Below are 16,150 nucleotides of genomic sequence, written 5' to 3'. Positions count from 1 at the left end.
ATGCAAAGAAGAACCTTTGTCCTTTCATCCCTGGGTGCTGCCTTGCTGAGCGCCTGTGGCGGCAAAGACGCCGGGCCCAAAAACCGCTACCGGCAAACCCTGCTGCTGGCCAACAAGGCCAGCTACAAGGCCCGGTTCACCGAGCCTGAATTCGTCAATGGCTGGGGTATCGCCATCCGCCCCGCAGGCGCCGGGGGGCATTTCTGGGTGGCCGGCGGCGGGGTCTCCTGGGAGTACCTGGGCGATGTCACGCGATCGGCCAATGCGGGCTTGCACAGCCTGATTCAGGACGACTTGAAGAAAGTCAAAGTCGAAGGCGCGGACAGCCAAAGCGGCGAGACCAGCCTGGGCAAGGTGACCGGCGTGGCTTTCAACGGCGCGCCCCTGACCAGCCCCCTGTTTCGCGTCAGCACGCAAACCGCGGGCAACACCCGGTTTGACGGGTCGGCCCGCTTCATCTTCGTCACCGATTCAGGCCGCATCACCGGCTGGACCGACCGTGCCAGCGACGGCAGCATCGTGCGCAAGGACGGTCCCGCGGCCACCCTGTTCGACGGCTCGGCGCGTGGCATGGCCTTCTTTGGCTGTGCCGTCAAAACCGACACCTGGGACCAGCTGTGGGTGGCCGACTTCGGCGCCCAGCCCAAGATCCGCAGCTTCAACGCCCAGTGGCAGGAAGTCGCCACCACCGGCTTTGCCAATCCCTTTGCCACAGGCGACGGCGGCAGCCCGCGGCCGGGTGAGCCGGTGCCTTTCAACATCCAGGTCGTCAACGACGGCAGCAAAGACCGGGTGTTCGTGATGTACGCCATCAGCCAGCCGGATCCGAAAGCACCGGGCCAGTTCCACGCCGCCGAGGAAGATGCGCTGGATGCGGCCGCCGAAGCCGCCAGCGGCAACACACCCAATCGGGGCAAGCTGGTGGAGTACGACCTGTCGGGTGCGCTGGTCCGCGTCTATGACGATGGCAAGCGTCTCAATGCGCCCTGGGGCGTGGCCATCGCGCCGGCCAACTTCGGCAAGCTCTCCGGGGCCGTGCTGGTGGGCAACTTCGGCGGCGCCGGCCGCATCTGCGCCTTCAACGGCGCCACGGGCCACTATCTGGACGATTTGCGCGGCCCCGACGACAAGGCCGTGGGCATTGCGGGCCTGTGGGGGCTGCAATTTGGCAACGGCGAAAGCCTGGGCGACGCCAATGCCCTGTACTTCGCCGCCGGGCCCGAGGATGAAACCGATGGCCTGTTTGGCTCTTTGCGCCATGTGGGGTAGGGGCCTTCGCCGGTTACGGCCGGCAAGATGAGCTGAGCATGGGTGGATCGACTGGCCTTGCGGACGGCATTGCCGCCCCCGGGTGGCAGCGAGCGGCCTGCGTGGCGCTGCGCGTGCTGGGGGCCGTGGGCGGGGGCTACGCGTTCTGCGCGGCCTGCGTCGCATGGCTTGCGGTCGCGCTGCCCCGGTTTGCCGGTGCGGCCCGCAGCGAGGCGGTGCTCGCCGCCGCCATGTCGGGCTTCGTGCTTTACCTGGCCGTGCTGGTCTGGGCCTTCAGCGTGCCCAGCCTGCGGCGGCTTTGGTGCGCGCTGGCAGGCGGCACGGCCCTGGTCTGCGGCCTGCTGCACTGGACCATGCAGCTGGTTTGAAAACGAAGAACTGAGATGCAAGCGACCTTCCGAAAATCCATGGCCTGGCTCCATACCTGGGCCGGCGTGGTCATCGGCAGCCTGCTGTTCGCCATCTTCTGGATGGGCAGCCTGTCGGTGTTCGACCGCGAGATCGACCGCTGGATGATGCCGGCCACCCGCCTGCAGGCGCCTGCCGCCCCGGTATCGCTCGACGCTACGGTGCTCCCGGCGGCAGGCCAGCTGGCGGCCGGCTCGGCCCAGTGGCTGATCACGCTGCCCACCGATCGCACGCCCACGCTGCAATTGCGTTTTCGCGACGCCTCCGGCGAACTCGTCAGCCGTCACATCAACCCGGCGACGGGCGCGGCCACCGACGACCCCGCCACGCTGGGCGGCACCGGCTTCATCTTCCCGTTTCATTTCCGCCTGCACCTCAAATGGAAGGACCTGGGCTACTGGCTGGTGGGCGTGGCGGGCATGGCCATGTTGGTGTTGCTGGTGTCGGGCGTGGTCATTCACAAGAAGATCTTTGCGGATTTCTTTACCTTTCGCCCCAGGAAACACATGCAGCGTGCCAGCCTGGACCTGCACAACCTGAGCGCCGTGCTGCTGCTGCCGTTTTATGTTGCGGTGGCGCTGTCGGGCCTGGTCATTCTTTTTTCGATCTATTGGCCCAGCGCCCAGTACGCGGCCTACCCCGGCGCCAAGGAGCCGCGCCAGGCACTCAACGCCGAGGCCTTCGGCCAGTACAAACGCGCCCCGGCCGGCCAGCCCGGCACGCTGGCATCGCTCGACGCCATGGTGGCGCGGGCCGAAAACCTGTGGTCGGCCCAGGGCCAGCGTCCCGGCCCCGATCTGCCGGCCAAGGCTTACCTGGTGCGCGTGTTTCACCCCGGCGATGCGAATGCCTATGTGGAAGTCCGCCGCTCTTTTGCCCGTGAGGTCACGATGAACGTGGACACCGTGTTTTTCGACGGCCCCACGGGCCGGCTGTTGAAACAGCACAGCGCCAAGCCGGTGCTGGGCGTGCAGCGCTTCCTTGCCGGCCTGCACTTCATCCAGTTCGAGCACTGGACGCTGCGCTGGCTGTACTTTCTGGCCGGCCTGTCGGGCTGTGTGATGATGGCCACCGGCTTTCTGTTCTGGCTGGAGGCGCGCCGCGCGCAGCATGCCAAAAAAGGCCTGACCGGCGTGCGCTGGGTCGAAGCGCTCACGATAGGCAGCGTCACCGGCCTCATGATCGCCACGCTTACCTTTCTAATTGCCAACCGGCTGCTGCCCGCAGGCGCCAGCGCCTGGGGCGCAGACCGTGCCGGACTGGAAGTGTGGGTGTTTTTCTTGGCATGGCTGGCCAGCCTGGCGCATGCTGTGTGGCGCCAGCGCGCCGCATGGCTCGACCAGGTTCGCGCACTTGCCGCGCTGGCTGCTTTGGCGGTCGCACTGAACTGGCTGACCACCGGCCATCACCTGCTGCACACCCTGCGCTTAGGCCTGTGGGGCGTCGCGGGGGTGGATGCCTGGCTGCTGGCCGGCGCGGGCCTGGCCTGGGGCACGGCCCGCCACCTCGCCCGCAAACCCTGGGCGCAGCGTGCAGCCGCCGTCGCATCGGCACCGGTGGCACACCATGCCTGACGCGCTGGCGCTGGGTCTGGTGTTTTGGCTGGCCGTTTTCGGCTTCGCCTTGCTGGCGCTCTCGCAGGAGCGGCACTGGAGCCAGGTTACACCATCAAATAGGCCTTCAGTCCCTGTAGTTATTGTGCAGCGTGCTATCGGTTTTGTAGCAATTGTCGGTGCCTTGCCGCTGTGCATGGCCATCGAGGGCGCGAGTTTCGGCTGCTTGCTCTGGGCCGTTTTGCTGTCGGCCGCAGCTGCGGCGGTGGCCCTTGTCTTGACTTGGGCGCCTGGCTTGCTGGCGCCATTGGCTAGATCAGTTTCTCCCCGGGGCCGCTGAGTTTCTTGAGGGCTTCATGCCGGGTGGCCGGCATTTTGAGCGGCGTGTTGGTGTGGCTGTCGTCCCAGACCGGGTCTTCGATGCTGTCGAACACCTCGCGCAGCTTCTGGCCCCAGCTGGCCTGCATCATCTTGTAGTAGGGGTTGTCGCTGTCGATGCAGGCCATCTTGTCGCTTTGGTAGCTGTCGGCCTCGTAGACCACCAGGTCGAGCGGCAGGCCGACCGAGAGGTTGGATTTCATGGTCGAATCCATCGAGACCAGCGCACATTTGGCGGCTTCTTCGAGCGGTGTGTGGGGCGTGATCACGCGGTCCAGCACGGGTTTGCCGTACTTGGACTCGCCAATCTGGAAGTAGGGCGTTTCGTTGGTCGCCTCGATGAAGTTGCCCGCCGAGTACATCTGGAACAGGCGCATGCCCTCGCCACGGATCTGTCCGCCAAACACCAGCGACACATTGAAATCCACATCGGACTGCTTGAACGATTCGGCGTCGCGCTCGTGCACGCGGCGTATGGCCGAGCCCAGCACGCGCGCGGCGTCAAACATGCTCCTGGCGTTCCAGATCGTGATGGGCTCGCTGCCTTCGTGGTCCTGGATTTGTTCCACCTGCAAAATCTCGCGCACGGATTGCGAGATCGACAGGTTGCCGGCCGTGAGCAGCACCATGAAGCGGTCACCGGAGCGTTCGTAGACGATCATCTTGCGGAAGGTGCTGATGTAGTCGAGTCCGGCATTGGTGCGGGAGTCGGACAGAAACACCAGTCCAGCGTTCAGTTTGATGGCAACACAGTAGGTCATGGCGGGCTCGGGCAAGGGCATCCAGTATTCAGGCCAGGGAAGAGAGTTTTTTGAGCTGGTACAGCGCGTCCAGCGCTTCGCGCGGGCTCAGGGCATCGGGGTCCAGGCTGGCCAGGGCGGCCTCCGCTGCGCTCAACGAAGGGGTCACTGCCTCGGGCGGTGGCGCAAACAGGTCCACCTGGGCGCGGGTTTCGCTCTGGTGCGTCTCCAGCGCATGAAGCGCATGGCGCGCGTGATTGACCACCGCCGCCGGCACACCCGCCAGCTTGGCCACGGCAATACCGTAGCTCTTGCTGGCCGGGCCGGCTTCGATGTGGTGCAAAAACACGATGTCGGCGCCCGATTCCACCGCGCTCACATGCACGTTGACGGCGCCGTGGTGCTGCGCCGGGAACTCGGTGAGCTCAAAGTAATGCGTGGCAAACAGCGTGAAGGCCTGCGTCTTGTTGTGCAGGTGCGCGGCAATGCCGCCGGCCAGCGCCAGGCCGTCGAAGGTGGATGTGCCGCGCCCGATCTCGTCCATCAGCACCAGGGAGTGCGGGGTGGCGGCATGCAGGATTTGCGCGGCCTCGGTCATCTCGAGCATGAAGGTGGACTGCGCATTGGCCACGTCGTCGGCCGCGCCGATGCGGGTGTGGATGGCGTCGATGGGCCCCAGGCGGCAGTTGCTGGCGGGCACGTAGGAGCCCACGCTGGCCAGCAGCACAATCAGCGCGACCTGGCGCATGTAGGTGGACTTGCCGCCCATGTTGGGGCCGGTGATGACCTGCATGCGGGTTTTGCTGCCCATGCGGCAGTCGTTGGCAATGAAGGAGCCGGCACCTAGCTCGGCCAGGCGGGCCTGCACCACCGGGTGGCGGCCCTGCTCGATCTCGATGCAGGGCTCCCGCACGAAGCTGGGCGCGCACCAGTTGAGCGTGAGCGAGCGCTCGGCCAGCGCGCACAGCGCGTCCAGCGAGGCCAGCGCGCGCGCCAGGCGCGTCAGGGCGGGCACGAAGTCCTGCAACTGGTCGAGCAGCTGTTCGTACAGCCACTTCTCGCGGGCCAGCGCGCGTTCCTGCGCCGACAGCGCCTTGTCTTCAAAGGCCTTGAGTTCGGGCGTGATGTAGCGCTCGGCGTTCTTCAGGGTCTGGCGGCGGCGGTAGTCGTCGGGCACCTTATCGAGCTGGCCCTGCGTCACTTCGATGTAAAAGCCGTGCACCTTGTTGAACTGCACGCGCAGGTTGGCAATGCCGGTGCGGGCTTTTTCGCGGCCTTCGAGGTCCAGCAGGAAGGCGTCGCAATTGGTCTGGATGGCGCGCAGCTCGTCCAGGTCGGCGTCGCAGCCGTGGTTGATGACGCCGCCGTCGCGGATCAGTGCGGCGGGCTCGTCGAGCACATAGTGGCCCAGCAGCGCGGCGCAGGCCGGTGGGGCCTGCAGGTCTTCCAGGATGCGAGTCAAAAGTGGTGGCAGCCCTTGTTGATTGGGCGTCAGCAGCTCTGTTTTTTGTAGCGTATCGCGCAGCGCCACCAGCTCGCGCGGGCGCACCTGGCGCAGCGCAATGCGGGCCGTGATGCGCTCCACGTCGCTGCAGCCCTTGAGCTTGGCGCGCAGGTGTTGCTGCAGGCCGTCGCGCAGGGTCGCAATGGCTTCGAGCCGCGCCTGTGCCTGGCTGCGGTCGCGGCGCGGGCCCTGCAGCCAGCTTTTGAGCGCGCGGCTGCCCATGCCGGTGGTGCAGGTGTCCAGCAGCGAGAACAGCGTGGGCGAGTCTTCGCCGCGCAGGGTTTGGGTGAGTTCCAGATTGCGGCGGGTGCTCGGTGGCAGGTCAATCAGCTCGCCGGAGCGCACCACCTGCAGGTGGTGCACATGCGAGAGTGCGCGGCCCTGCGTGTGCTCGGCGTAACCCAGCAGGGCCGAGGCGGCGGCATGGGCTTCGGGCAGCTTGTCCGCATTCCACGAAGCCAGCGAGGCCACTTTGAGCTGCTCCAGCAGACGGCGCGCGCCCAGGGCCGGGTCAAACTGCCAGGCCGGGCGGGCGCTGAGTGTGCAGCGCGAGGTCTTGAGGCGCTGCTCAAAGGCCGGCGTGACGTCGACGTTGTACAGCAGCTCGCTCGGACCGATCCGGGCCACCCAGGTTTCGACTTCATCGCTGGTGCAATGGGCCAGATGAATCTCGCCCTGCGTCACGCTGAGCCAGGCCAGGCCGCAGGTGTTGCGCGCGCCCTGGTGAATCGCCAGCAACATCGATTCGGCCTTGTCGCTCAGCAGTTCGGTGTCGGTCAGCGTGCCTGGTGTCACGACCCTGACCACTTTTCTCTCGACCGGGCCTTTGCTGGTGGCCACATCGCCCACCTGCTCGCAAATGGCGACCGACTCACCGAGCTTGATGAGCTTGGCCAGGTAGCCTTCCAGGGCATGAAAGGGCACACCGGCCATCACCACGGGCTCACCGGCCGACTGGCCGCGCCGCGTCAGCGTGATGTCGAGCAACTGGGCGGCTTTCTCGGCATCGGCGTAAAACACCTCGTAAAAGTCGCCCATGCGGTAGAACAGCAGCGTGTCGGGGTAGTCCGCTTTCAGGCCCAGATACTGCTGCATCATGGGGGTGTGCGGGGCCGTGACGGGGCTGGCGGCGGAAGGGGCGGAGGTGGTCAGGAACAAGAGCGAACCGGGCTTTGCGTGGAATGCTCCGCATTATCCTATGGATGCGCCGGCGCGGTCGGCCCCCAGGGTGAACGCGAATGTCGTCCTTTCGCCCGGCACCGACTCGGCGCGGATGCGCCCGCCATGGCGCTCGATCAGCCGCTTGACGATGGACAGCCCCACGCCGGTGCCGGCAAAATCTTCAGCGCTGTGCAGGCGCTGGAATGGCGCGAACAGCTTGTCCAACTGGGCCGCGTCGAACCCCACGCCGTTGTCGCGCACAAAAATTTCGGTGCCGTCAGGTCCCTCCTGCGTGCCGATCTCCACGCGGGGCGAACTTTGCCTGGCGGAAAACTTCAGCGCGTTGCCGATCAGATTGTTGAAGACCTGGCCCATCAGCGTCGGGTCGGCCTGCACCACGGGCAGCGGGCCGGTGCTGACGTGGCTGTTTGGACAGGCCGGCGCCAGCTCGTGCAGCAGCTCGCCGACCAGATCGTTCAGATCGACCGGCCGGAAGTTCATCTCCACGCGCTCGGCGCGCGAGCACGCCAGGATGTCCTGGATCATGCGGTCCATCGTCGCCGCCCCGGCGATGATGCGGGCCAATTTGCGACGTCCACCCTCGGACAGCGCGGACGCTTCCGAGCGTTCCAGCAGCGTGGCAAAGCCGCTGACGGTCTGCAGCGGGCCACGCAGGTCGTGCGACACGCTGGCGCTGAAGGCTTCCAGGTCGCTGACGGTGCGCTCCAGCGACGCCGTGCGTTCCTTGACCAGTTCTTCCAGATGGTGGCGGTAACGGTCGAGTTCAGCGGCGGCTCGGGTGCGTTCGGTGATGTCGCGTGAAATGCCGAACACGCCGGTCACCTCGCCCGCGATGTTGCGCAAGGGTCCCTTGGTCGTGAGGAAGGTGGACAGTCCGCGCGCGGTGGTGAACGCCACCTCGTAAGTGGTGGCGCGGCCCTGCGCTATCACCTGAGCGTCGCTGGCGGCCAGGCGGGCGGCTTCGGCGGGTGAAAACAGCGCGAGGTCGGTGTTGCCAACGATCTCTTCCCGGGTCTTGCCCAAGGCCCGGCAAGCCGCCTCGTTGCACAACAGGTAGCGGCCTGTCCTGTCCTTGGCGAAAATCCCGTCGGTCGAGCCCTGTGCGATGGCATCGAGCAACTGCAGCGCGCGCAATTTCTCTTCCCGGTGGGCGCCTTCGATGCGCGCAAACTGCAGGGCCTCACGCTCGCGGAACCAGTAGGCGCCCACTCCGATGGCCAGCAGGGCCAGCACGCCCGCGGCGGCGATCCAGAGCGCGTTGCGCCACGCGTCGGCATAGGCCTCGGCGCGGTCTATCCTGGCCATCAGAAACCAGTCCGTCCCCGCGATCGGGCGCACCACGCCCAGCACCGGCTGACCGCGGAAGTCCAGCGCGTCGACGGCCTGGCCGGGCGGTACGTCGCCGCGAAGAACCCTGGCCGCCAGCAGGTCGGGTGTGGACAGCGGCAATCGGGTCCTCGAATGGGGTTCGACCAGAAAGTCGCCTTCGCGCCGTACCAGCACGGAGGCAGCGCTGCGGCTGGGCAGCGGCCATTCGCGCAGCGTCGGAAACAGAAAGTCGCGGGGATCGAGTGTCACCACCAGCACCGCGCGCGCCGGCTGGCCGGTGAGCGTGAGCGGCGCCACCACGTCGATCCGCGGCGCCGGCGGCTTGCCCTCGTAGCCGTAGAGGTTGGTGAACTGCGGCTCGTTGCTGGCTATGGCCCGCCGGGCCGCATCGCGCAGGGGGGAGGGTGTTTCATTTTCCGCCTGGGTCGTGCCGGCGACGACCTGGCCCTGGTCGTCCAGCACCCGCACGCTGTGGCCTCCGCTGGCCTTGTGAAAGCTGGACAAGCGGTCCAGCAGCCGTTCATGGGCCACGGTTTCGCGCCCATCGCGCCAGCGCAGAAAGAGTTCGCCCATCGGGCTGCGGCCGGCGAACCCGACCCGGCCGAGATGGTCGCGCAGCCAGGTGGCGACCTGGCCGGCACGCAGGGCAGCCATGGCTTCGATGCGGGCGGCTTCGCGTTCACGGTATTGGTCGTGGCTTTCAACCATGGTCCAGGCCGTCAGCGCAACGACAACCGTCATCACGAGCGACAAAGGCCAAAACAAGGTCCGAATTTCAGCAACTGCGGCGCGGGTCGGCGCAGGGATCTGGGCTGGGCTGTCGTTGGCCATATTCAGGTCCTCCGAACCCGCCCGGGCAGATCGGCTGCCTACCGGGTGGGCCACCTTACTGGCATTGAACCGAGGCGGCGGCGCCTCGGCTTCGCAGTCATTCTAGTCCGTGGATTTGCTCTCGGGCAAGCGCAGCTGCGGCAGATCTTGAGCACCACATAGGTGCCCGTCATTGCACTCAGCTGCCGGTGGCCGGTGTCTTGCGCACACGGGTGAGGGTACGCGCAGGGGGCGCAGCGGCGCTGCTGTCTGCTGCCGCAGCCGGCTTGGCCGCGTCAGCCGCCTCATCCGGGATGGGGCGGCCACTGGAGCGGTTGACAGCGTCGGCGACCTGCATCTTCTGGGCGACGCCGGCAAACTTGCTGTATTTGCCCAGGGTGGCGACCAGTTGGCCGTAAATGCGTGGGTTGGCGGCCACGCATTCGCCATGGTCCATGAAGTCGGCTTCGCCGGTGTAGTTGCCGATCAGGCCTCCGGCTTCGGTGACCAGCAGCGAGCCGGCGGCCACGTCCCAAGGGTTGAGGTTGGTTTCAAAGAAGCCGTCGGTGAAGCCGGCTGCCACATAGGCCAGGTCCAGCGCGGCTGCACCGGGGCGGCGCACACCGGCGCACTGGCTCATGACTTCGCCGAGCATGTTCAGATAGGTTTTGAGCTTGTCGCCGGGGCGGTAGGGAAAGCCGGTGGAGACCAGGCATTCCTGCAGGCGGGTGCGCTTGGCCACGCGGATGCGGCGGTCGTTGAGGTAGGCGCCGCGGCCTTTGGTGGCGCAGAAAATGTCGTTGCGGGTGGGGTCGTACACCACGGCCTGCTCGACCTTGCCCCTGACGGCCAGCGCAATGCTGACGCAGTAGACCGGAAAGCCGTGAATGAAGTTGGTGGTGCCGTCCAGCGGATCGATGATCCAGACGAATTCGGAGTCTTTGGCGCCATGCTCGCTGCCCGATTCTTCGGCCATGATGCCGTGACCGGGGTAGGCCGTCAGCAGCGTTTCAATGATGGCGGTTTCGGCGGCCTGGTCGATTTCGGTGACGAAATCGTTGGTCTGCTTGACCGAGACACGGACCGATTCCACATCGAGCGCGGCGCGGTTGATGATGGCGCCGGCGGCGCGCGCAGCCTTGATGGCCACGTTGAGCATGGGGTGTAGATTGCTGGACATAGATTTTTAATTCAGGAACGCTGGGGCCGTGCGATGACGGTTACATTTCGGTATTTTCTCACGAAAGTAAATGCAAAGGAGTAACCCCCACGCTTTTCACTTCGTGTAATGCGCTGCCCCCCGAGGGGGCCGTCGCTTGCTCGGGGCGGCCCTTCGCGGCGCTTGGCCGTGGCATTAGTGCCCTGTGCTTGCGTCGGGCGTCAACGCAAAAGTCGGGCGCCATCCACCTTCGCCGCAGCTTTGTCAAACGTCCATAGCGGACTTTCACCTGCAGCGTGCGCCAGCGCGATATGCACGCAGTCTGAAAAATCCGCACTGTTCGCCTGAAACAGCGCAAAAGCCACTTCAAGGGCTGACTCGGATTCAAAAGACAGCTCTGCAGCCGAGAGCAATGCCGACAGCGTTTCGGCAACGGTGTTTTTGGCAAAACCAAAGTTGGACCGCAACACCCATTCCAGTTCCAGCATGACGGTGATGGGCACATAGATTGTGTCGCCCGCTCGCACGGCGGCTCGTATGAGTTTTTTGGCCGCCGCCAGTTGGGTGGTGTCGTCTTCTACGAGGTAGCGAACGAGGATGTTGGTATCGAGTGCCGCCATACGCTCAAGACCAGATGGTTATCGCCAGGCGTTCATGTCGGCCACGTGCACGCTTTTGCCGCGCGGCGCCTTGAGCTTGCCCGCCATGTCCAGGATGGATTGGGACTTGGCGCGCACGATGACGGTGCCATTGGGCATCAAGTTCCACACCAGCTTGCTGCCAGGTTGCGCGTGCAGCGCATCGCGTATGGGCTGCGGCATGGTGGTTTGACCTTTGGCGGTGAGTGTGGATTCAGACATCTATATTCCTTACTATTTGAATATTGTAATGCGTTTGAATTTACGCGGGCGTTCGGTCATTTCCGAGCTGTTCGCAGCGACAATCTGGTTCCATGAAAACGCGTTTTGTCCTGATCAACACCAGCCATGCCGGCAATGTGGGCGCCACTGCACGCGCCATGAAAGTCATGGGGTTTGGCGACCTGGTGCTGGTGGCGCCGCGCTGGGCCAATGTGCTCAACCGCGAAGAAACCATACAGCGCGCCAGCGGGGCGCTGGATGTGCTCAAGAACGCCCGCATTGTCGCCACGCTGGACGAAGCGCTGGACGGCATGACGCATCTGTGCGCCACGGCCATGACGCCGCGCGACTTTGGCCCGCCCACCAAGGCACCGCGGGCGCATTTTGCCGAGTTGCTGGGCCAAACCGATTTGCTATCAAAAGAGGAGCTGCTTGCGCCTGCAGCTACTGGGTTAAAGCCCGATTCGGTTGCTTTTTTGTTCGGTTCAGAGCGTTTTGGCATGCAAAACGACGACGTGTACCGCTGCCATGTGGCCTTGAGCATCCCGACCGATCCCAAATTTGGCTCACTCAATCTGGCTGCGGCGGTGCAACTGATTGCCTACGACTGGCGCGAGGCCTTGGGCGGTTTTAGCGTGCAGCCCGCCACCGCCGAAGCCAAACTGGCCGATGCCGCCGAAGTGGCGGGCATGCTCAAGCATTGGGAGGCCGCGCTGACCGACATCGGTTTTCTGGACCCGGCTTCGCCCAAAAAGCTCATGCCGCGCCTGAACCAGCTGTTCAACCGGGCGCAGCTGAGCCCTGAAGAGATTCATATCCTGCGCGGCGTGGCCAAGGCCATGTCTCAAAAAGCCGCAGTGCCGCAGCGCAGGGCCGCCCCAAGCAAGGTCAGCCCCCTCGGGGGGCAGGGAAGTACAGGAACTGACGAGCGTGGGGGTTCTATTTCTACGGGCAAAACAGCCAAGCCAGCAGACACGCCGGACGGCAAGTAGACTTAGCAGCATGTTTTCCAGACTCCGTTCCGACATCCAGTGCATTCTCGACCGCGATCCTGCCGCGCGCAGCACGTGGGAGGTGCTGACCTGTTACCCGGGATTGCACGCGATCATCCTGCACCGGCCGGCGCACTGGTGCTGGAAGCAGGGCCTCAAATGGCTGGGGCGCTTCATCTCGCATATCTCGCGCTGGCTGACGGGCATCGAAATCCATCCCGGCGCCGTCATCGGCGAACGTGTGTTCTTCGACCATGCGATGGGCGTGGTGGTCGGTGAAACCGCCGAAATCGGCGACGGCTGCACGATTTACCAGGGCGTGACCCTGGGCGGCACCTCGCTTTACAAAGGCGCCAAACGGCATCCGACGCTGGGCCGCAACGTGGTGGTGAGCGCCGGCGCCAAGGTGCTGGGCGGTTTTTTGGTCGGCGACGGCGCCAAGATAGGCAGCAATGCCGTGGTGATCAAGCCGGTGCCCGCCGGTGCCACGGCGGTGGGTATTCCGGCCCGCATCATCCCGTCCAAGACCGGCGAAAGCGCCGATGTCACCACGGCCCAGAACAAGTTTTCGGCCTACGGCATCACGCTGGAGGACGATCCGGTGTCCCAGGCGATGAAGGGGCTGATCGACAACGCCTCGTCGCAGGAACACCAGATCGCGCTGCTCTGGCACGCCATCGAGAAGCTGGTGGAAAACGGCAAGACGACCAAAGACTGCGTGCCAGTCGACGCGGCGCTGCAGGAAACCTTTGAGGCCGACAAGCTGAACCAGCTGATGGGCAAGTAAGCGGGTGCCTTGATCTGCTATTTTTGCTATTAAATTAATAGCTAATTGCCCAATACTATCAAGGGCCAGGCGCCTATTTTATTGAGATCCTCGGGTTGATGGCGCTGTTGGCAGCAGCTGGCGGCCCGCCAGGTTGAGCATCAGCGCGGTGATGCCAAACGTCCACGGCGCCACCCGGTTCGAGTGCTGCACCCGGTTGACCAGGCTGCCCAGCGAGGGTGTGGACACCGTCACCACGTCGCCCACCACATGGGTGAAGCCCAGGCCGGGGCCGTGGCGGTCCTGCGAGGGCGCGAACATGGTGCCCAGGAACAGCATCAAGCCATCGGGGTACTGGTGGTTGGGGCCTATCGCCTGCGCCACGATGTCCAGGGGGTCCCGGCTGATTTGGGCCATCGAACTGCTGCCGCGCAGTGAAAAGCCGTCGGGCCCGTCCACCGTCAGGGTGAGGTCGCAGCGGCGCACGTCGGCGATGCCAAAGTGCGCATCAAACAGGCGGATGAAGGGGCCGATGGCGCAGGAGCCGTTGTTGTCCTTGGCCTTGCCCAGCAGCAGGGCGCTGCGACCCTCGAAGTCGCGCAGGTTGACGTCGTTGCCCAGGGCGGCGCCCACGGTCTGCCCCCGCGCGTTGACGGCCAGCACCACCTCGGGTTCTGGGTTGTTCCAGACCGACTGGGGGTGTATGCCCACATCCGCCCCGGTGCCGACCGCCGACAGGACCGGGGCCTTGGTAAAGATTTCAGCGTCTGGCCCTATGCCCACCTCCAGGTACTGCGACCACGCGCCCCGCGCGATCAGCACCTGCTTGACCCGCTCGGCCTCGGGCGATCCGGGGACGATACCGGTCAGGTTGTCGCCCAGAATGCCGCTGAGCTCGCGCCGGATGGTGTCTGCCTTGGCCGCATCGCCGCGGGCCTGCTCTTCAATCACGCGTTCCAGCAGGCTGGACACAAAGGTCACGCCGCTGGCCTTGACGGCCTGCAGGTCGCAGGGGGCCAGCAGCCAGGGTCGGCGGGTGTCGCGTTTGCCTTCATCGCCATTGGCCAGCACGTCTTCAAGCGATGCCACGCGCGGCAGCCGGCCGGCCTCAAGTGCGGCCTGCAGGGCCTGAACCGGGTGGTCCAGGTTCAGCAGTTGGCTGCTGGTGGCGGCAAGCGGTGACACATCATGCAGCGCGCCTTGGGACACGAGAACCAGCGTGGGGCCTATGCCGGGCTGCCACAGGCGTCCGATCAGGGTGGCCTGCGCCGCGTCTTGCGGCAGGGACTGGGCCAGTGTGGCTTGCTGGGAATGCGTGAGGGTCATGGTGTCTTCCTGAGGGTGTGGTTAAGGTTTACAGACGGTAGGTGCGCCGGGTAGTGGCGCCGAACAGGGCGCGGCGCTCGGCTGCGCTGAGGGGCTCGCTCAGGCGGTGGGCTTCCTGCCACCACGCCTCGTAGGTGCTGGCCAGCTCCAGCACCGGCCAGTCGCTGCCCCACATCACGCGGTCTGCGCCAAACGAGGCCAGCACATGCTCGCTCCAGCGGCGCGCCGCGTGCGGGGCAGGGTGGGGGCCCGCTTCGGTCAGCAGCCCGGAGAGCTTGCACACGGCCCGGGTCTCCAAGGCGACGCGTGCGAGCTGATCGGCCCAGGGCTGCCACTGCTTCGAGGCGATGTCGGGCTTGGCGGCGTGATCGATCACCAAGGTCAAGTCCGGGTAGCGGGCTGCCAAGGTCAGGATGCGCGGCAGGTGTTGGGGTTTGATGAGGGCGTCGAAAACCAGGCCGTGGGCCACCATGGCCTGCAGTGCCGGCGCCAGGGCGTCCTGCAATATCCAGTCGGGGTCGGCAATGTCCTGCAGCATGGGGCGCAGGCCCTTGAGTTTGGGCTGGCGCGCCAGGGCCGCGATGCGATCCGGCGCGTCGGGGGCCAGCAGGTCTACCCAGCCGACCACGCCGAGCACACTGGCCTGCGTTTGGGCTTGCGCCAGCAAAAAACGGGTTTCGGCCTCGGTCGGGGCCGCCTGCACCAGAACACCGCCTGTGACGCCCAGCGGCTGCGACAGCGCCTGCCAGTCGGCCACGTGCACATCACGGTACAGGGGCGCCAGCGCGGGCGTGAGCCAGCCGTAGTCGCCGCGCGCGATTTGCCAGCTGTGAAAGTGGGCGTCTATCGTCATGGGGTGGGCGCTGCTTGCGGCAGCAGCTGCGCATCGCGCAAGGCCTGCCAGAATGCGGGCTCAATCGGGTGCCGCATCATGGCGATGCCGTCTTCCCACTCGCTGACTTGGCGTGCGCCCAGCATGATGATGTCCACCGCCGGGTGCGCCGCGGCAAACTGCAGGGCGGCGGCGCGCAGCGGCACGCCATGGGCGCTGCAAATGGTTTCGATGCGCCGGGTGCGGGCCAGCCAGTCGCCCGATGCCGGCGCGTAATTGAAGCTGGCCTGGCCGCCCTGCACGCCGGTCGCCAGAATGCCCGAGTTGAACACGCCGCCCAGCGCAATGCGCACCCCGCGCTGCAGGCACAAGGGCAGCAGCTCAGGCAGCGCACTGTGGTCCAGCAGGCTGTAGCGCCCGGCCAGCAGCAGCGCGTCCAGGTCGGCATGGCGCAGCACCTCCAGCACGACCTGCTCGTCATTGACGCCCAGCCCCACGGCACGGATCAGGCCTTCGCGCTTGAGTTGCTGCAGGGTGGGCAGGGTTTCCTCCATCACCTGGCGCAGCACGGCCGGGGCCTGCTCACCATGGGTGGCGCGGTCCAGGTCATGCACATACACCACGTCCAGGCGCGCCAGCCCGAGCCGCTGCAGGCTGTCTTCGATGCTGCGCCGGGTGCCGGCCGCGCTGTAGTCCCAGTGCTGATCGAAAGGCAGCACATCGATATAGCCATGCTGGTTGCGTGCTGCATCGGGGTTGGGCGTCAGCAGCCGGCCGGCCTTGCTGGACAGTACATAAGCTTCTTTGGCATGGGGACGCAGGGCATCGCCCAAGCGCCGTTCCGAGCGGCCGTGGCCATAGTGTGGGGCGGTGTCAAAGGTGCGGCAACCACTGGCCCAGGCGGCTTCCAGCAGGGCTTGGGCCTGCTCGTCGCTGACGGCTGAAAACAGGTTACCCAAGGCTGCACCGCCCAAGCCCAGGCGCAAGCCGCCATCAAGGAGGGAAGGGAAAAATGAAGTCATGGCTAGGGTTTTTACTAGTA

15 protein-coding genes are annotated in these 16,150 nt (G+C 65.6%); 6 read left to right on the top strand and 9 right to left on the bottom strand.

The window, feature by feature from the left end; translation table 11 throughout:
• The 4 genes from V6M61_RS10180 to V6M61_RS10165 are packed head-to-tail and all read left to right on the top strand — an operon-like array spanning position 1 to position 3,570.
• Complete coding sequence (locus V6M61_RS10180) at positions 1-1,269, top strand: TIGR03118 family protein (protein WP_332776454.1); 1,269 nt, start codon at positions 1-3, stop codon at positions 1,267-1,269.
• Positions 1,270-1,307: 38 nt separating this feature from the next.
• Positions 1,308-1,637 (top strand): hypothetical protein, encoded by a 330-nt coding sequence (locus V6M61_RS10175; RefSeq protein WP_332776453.1) that lies wholly within the window; start codon positions 1,308-1,310, stop codon positions 1,635-1,637.
• A 15-nt stretch (positions 1,638-1,652) separates the two neighbouring features.
• The gene (locus tag V6M61_RS10170; protein ID WP_332776452.1) at positions 1,653-3,251 is read left to right on the top strand and encodes a PepSY-associated TM helix domain-containing protein; all 1,599 of its coding nucleotides are present in this window, start codon (positions 1,653-1,655) and stop codon (positions 3,249-3,251) included.
• A complete protein-coding gene (locus V6M61_RS10165; protein ID WP_332776451.1) occupies positions 3,244-3,570 on the top strand; it encodes a DUF3325 domain-containing protein in 327 nt (108 codons plus the stop codon). Before V6M61_RS10170 ends, V6M61_RS10165 begins: the two co-directional genes overlap by 8 nt.
• On the opposite strand, the gene V6M61_RS10160 is transcribed toward V6M61_RS10165, so the two are convergent.
• The 6 genes from V6M61_RS10160 to V6M61_RS10135 form a co-directional block, all read right to left on the bottom strand.
• Positions 3,542-4,369, bottom strand: coding sequence for a proteasome-type protease (locus tag V6M61_RS10160; RefSeq protein ID WP_332776450.1), 828 nt, complete (start codon positions 4,367-4,369; stop codon positions 3,542-3,544). The genes V6M61_RS10165 and V6M61_RS10160 overlap by 29 nt on opposite strands.
• Before the next feature lie 28 nt (positions 4,370-4,397).
• Positions 4,398-6,950: a DNA mismatch repair protein MutS gene (gene mutS, locus V6M61_RS10155; RefSeq protein WP_332776489.1), complete on the bottom strand. Its 2,553-nt coding sequence runs from the start codon at positions 6,948-6,950 to the stop codon at positions 4,398-4,400.
• Positions 6,951-7,043: 93 nt separating this feature from the next.
• Positions 7,044-9,194, bottom strand: coding sequence for a sensor histidine kinase (locus tag V6M61_RS10150; RefSeq protein ID WP_332776449.1), 2,151 nt, complete (start codon positions 9,192-9,194; stop codon positions 7,044-7,046).
• Between the two features lie 178 nt (positions 9,195-9,372).
• A complete protein-coding gene (locus tag V6M61_RS10145; protein WP_332776448.1) occupies positions 9,373-10,353 on the bottom strand; it encodes an inositol monophosphatase family protein in 981 nt (326 codons plus the stop codon).
• Between the two features lie 200 nt (positions 10,354-10,553).
• On the bottom strand, positions 10,554-10,952 hold the full coding sequence (locus V6M61_RS10140; RefSeq protein WP_332776447.1) for a PIN domain-containing protein: 399 nt from the start codon (positions 10,950-10,952) through the stop codon (positions 10,554-10,556).
• A gap of 18 nt (positions 10,953-10,970) precedes the next feature.
• Positions 10,971-11,192 (bottom strand): AbrB/MazE/SpoVT family DNA-binding domain-containing protein, encoded by a 222-nt coding sequence (locus V6M61_RS10135; protein ID WP_332776446.1) that lies wholly within the window; start codon positions 11,190-11,192, stop codon positions 10,971-10,973.
• Positions 11,193-11,284: 92 nt separating this feature from the next.
• On the opposite strand from V6M61_RS10135, the gene V6M61_RS10130 reads away from it, so the two are divergent.
• Both V6M61_RS10130 and cysE read left to right on the top strand, forming a co-directional pair.
• Positions 11,285-12,184, top strand: coding sequence for an RNA methyltransferase (locus tag V6M61_RS10130; RefSeq protein ID WP_442957761.1), 900 nt, complete (start codon positions 11,285-11,287; stop codon positions 12,182-12,184).
• Positions 12,185-12,194: 10 nt separating this feature from the next.
• Positions 12,195-12,971 carry a serine O-acetyltransferase gene (gene cysE, locus V6M61_RS10125; RefSeq protein WP_332776445.1) on the top strand — a complete coding sequence of 259 codons (777 nt, stop codon included), beginning with the start codon at positions 12,195-12,197 and terminating at the stop codon, positions 12,969-12,971.
• Positions 12,972-13,049: 78 nt separating this feature from the next.
• On the opposite strand, the gene V6M61_RS10120 is transcribed toward cysE, so the two are convergent.
• From V6M61_RS10120 to V6M61_RS10110, 3 genes are read right to left on the bottom strand one after another with little or no spacing between them, the layout of a single operon-like run.
• Entirely contained in the window at positions 13,050-14,276 is a 1,227-nt protein-coding gene (locus V6M61_RS10120) for a fumarylacetoacetate hydrolase family protein (protein WP_332776444.1), read from the bottom strand.
• A 28-nt stretch (positions 14,277-14,304) separates the two neighbouring features.
• On the bottom strand, positions 14,305-15,129 hold the full coding sequence (locus tag V6M61_RS10115) for an amidohydrolase family protein (protein ID WP_332776443.1): 825 nt from the start codon (positions 15,127-15,129) through the stop codon (positions 14,305-14,307).
• A complete protein-coding gene (locus V6M61_RS10110) occupies positions 15,126-16,130 on the bottom strand; it encodes an aldo/keto reductase (RefSeq protein WP_332776442.1) in 1,005 nt (334 codons plus the stop codon). Before V6M61_RS10110 ends, V6M61_RS10115 begins: the two co-directional genes overlap by 4 nt.
• Between the last annotated feature and the right edge of the window lie 20 nt (positions 16,131-16,150).

Origin of the sequence: Polaromonas sp., assembly GCF_036676035.1 — a bacterium.
In the GTDB taxonomy this organism is placed as follows: domain Bacteria; phylum Pseudomonadota; class Gammaproteobacteria; order Burkholderiales; family Burkholderiaceae_C; genus Polaromonas.
The sequence above is the reverse complement of the archived record's forward strand: the minus strand, read 5'-3'. Positions and strand labels throughout refer to the sequence as shown.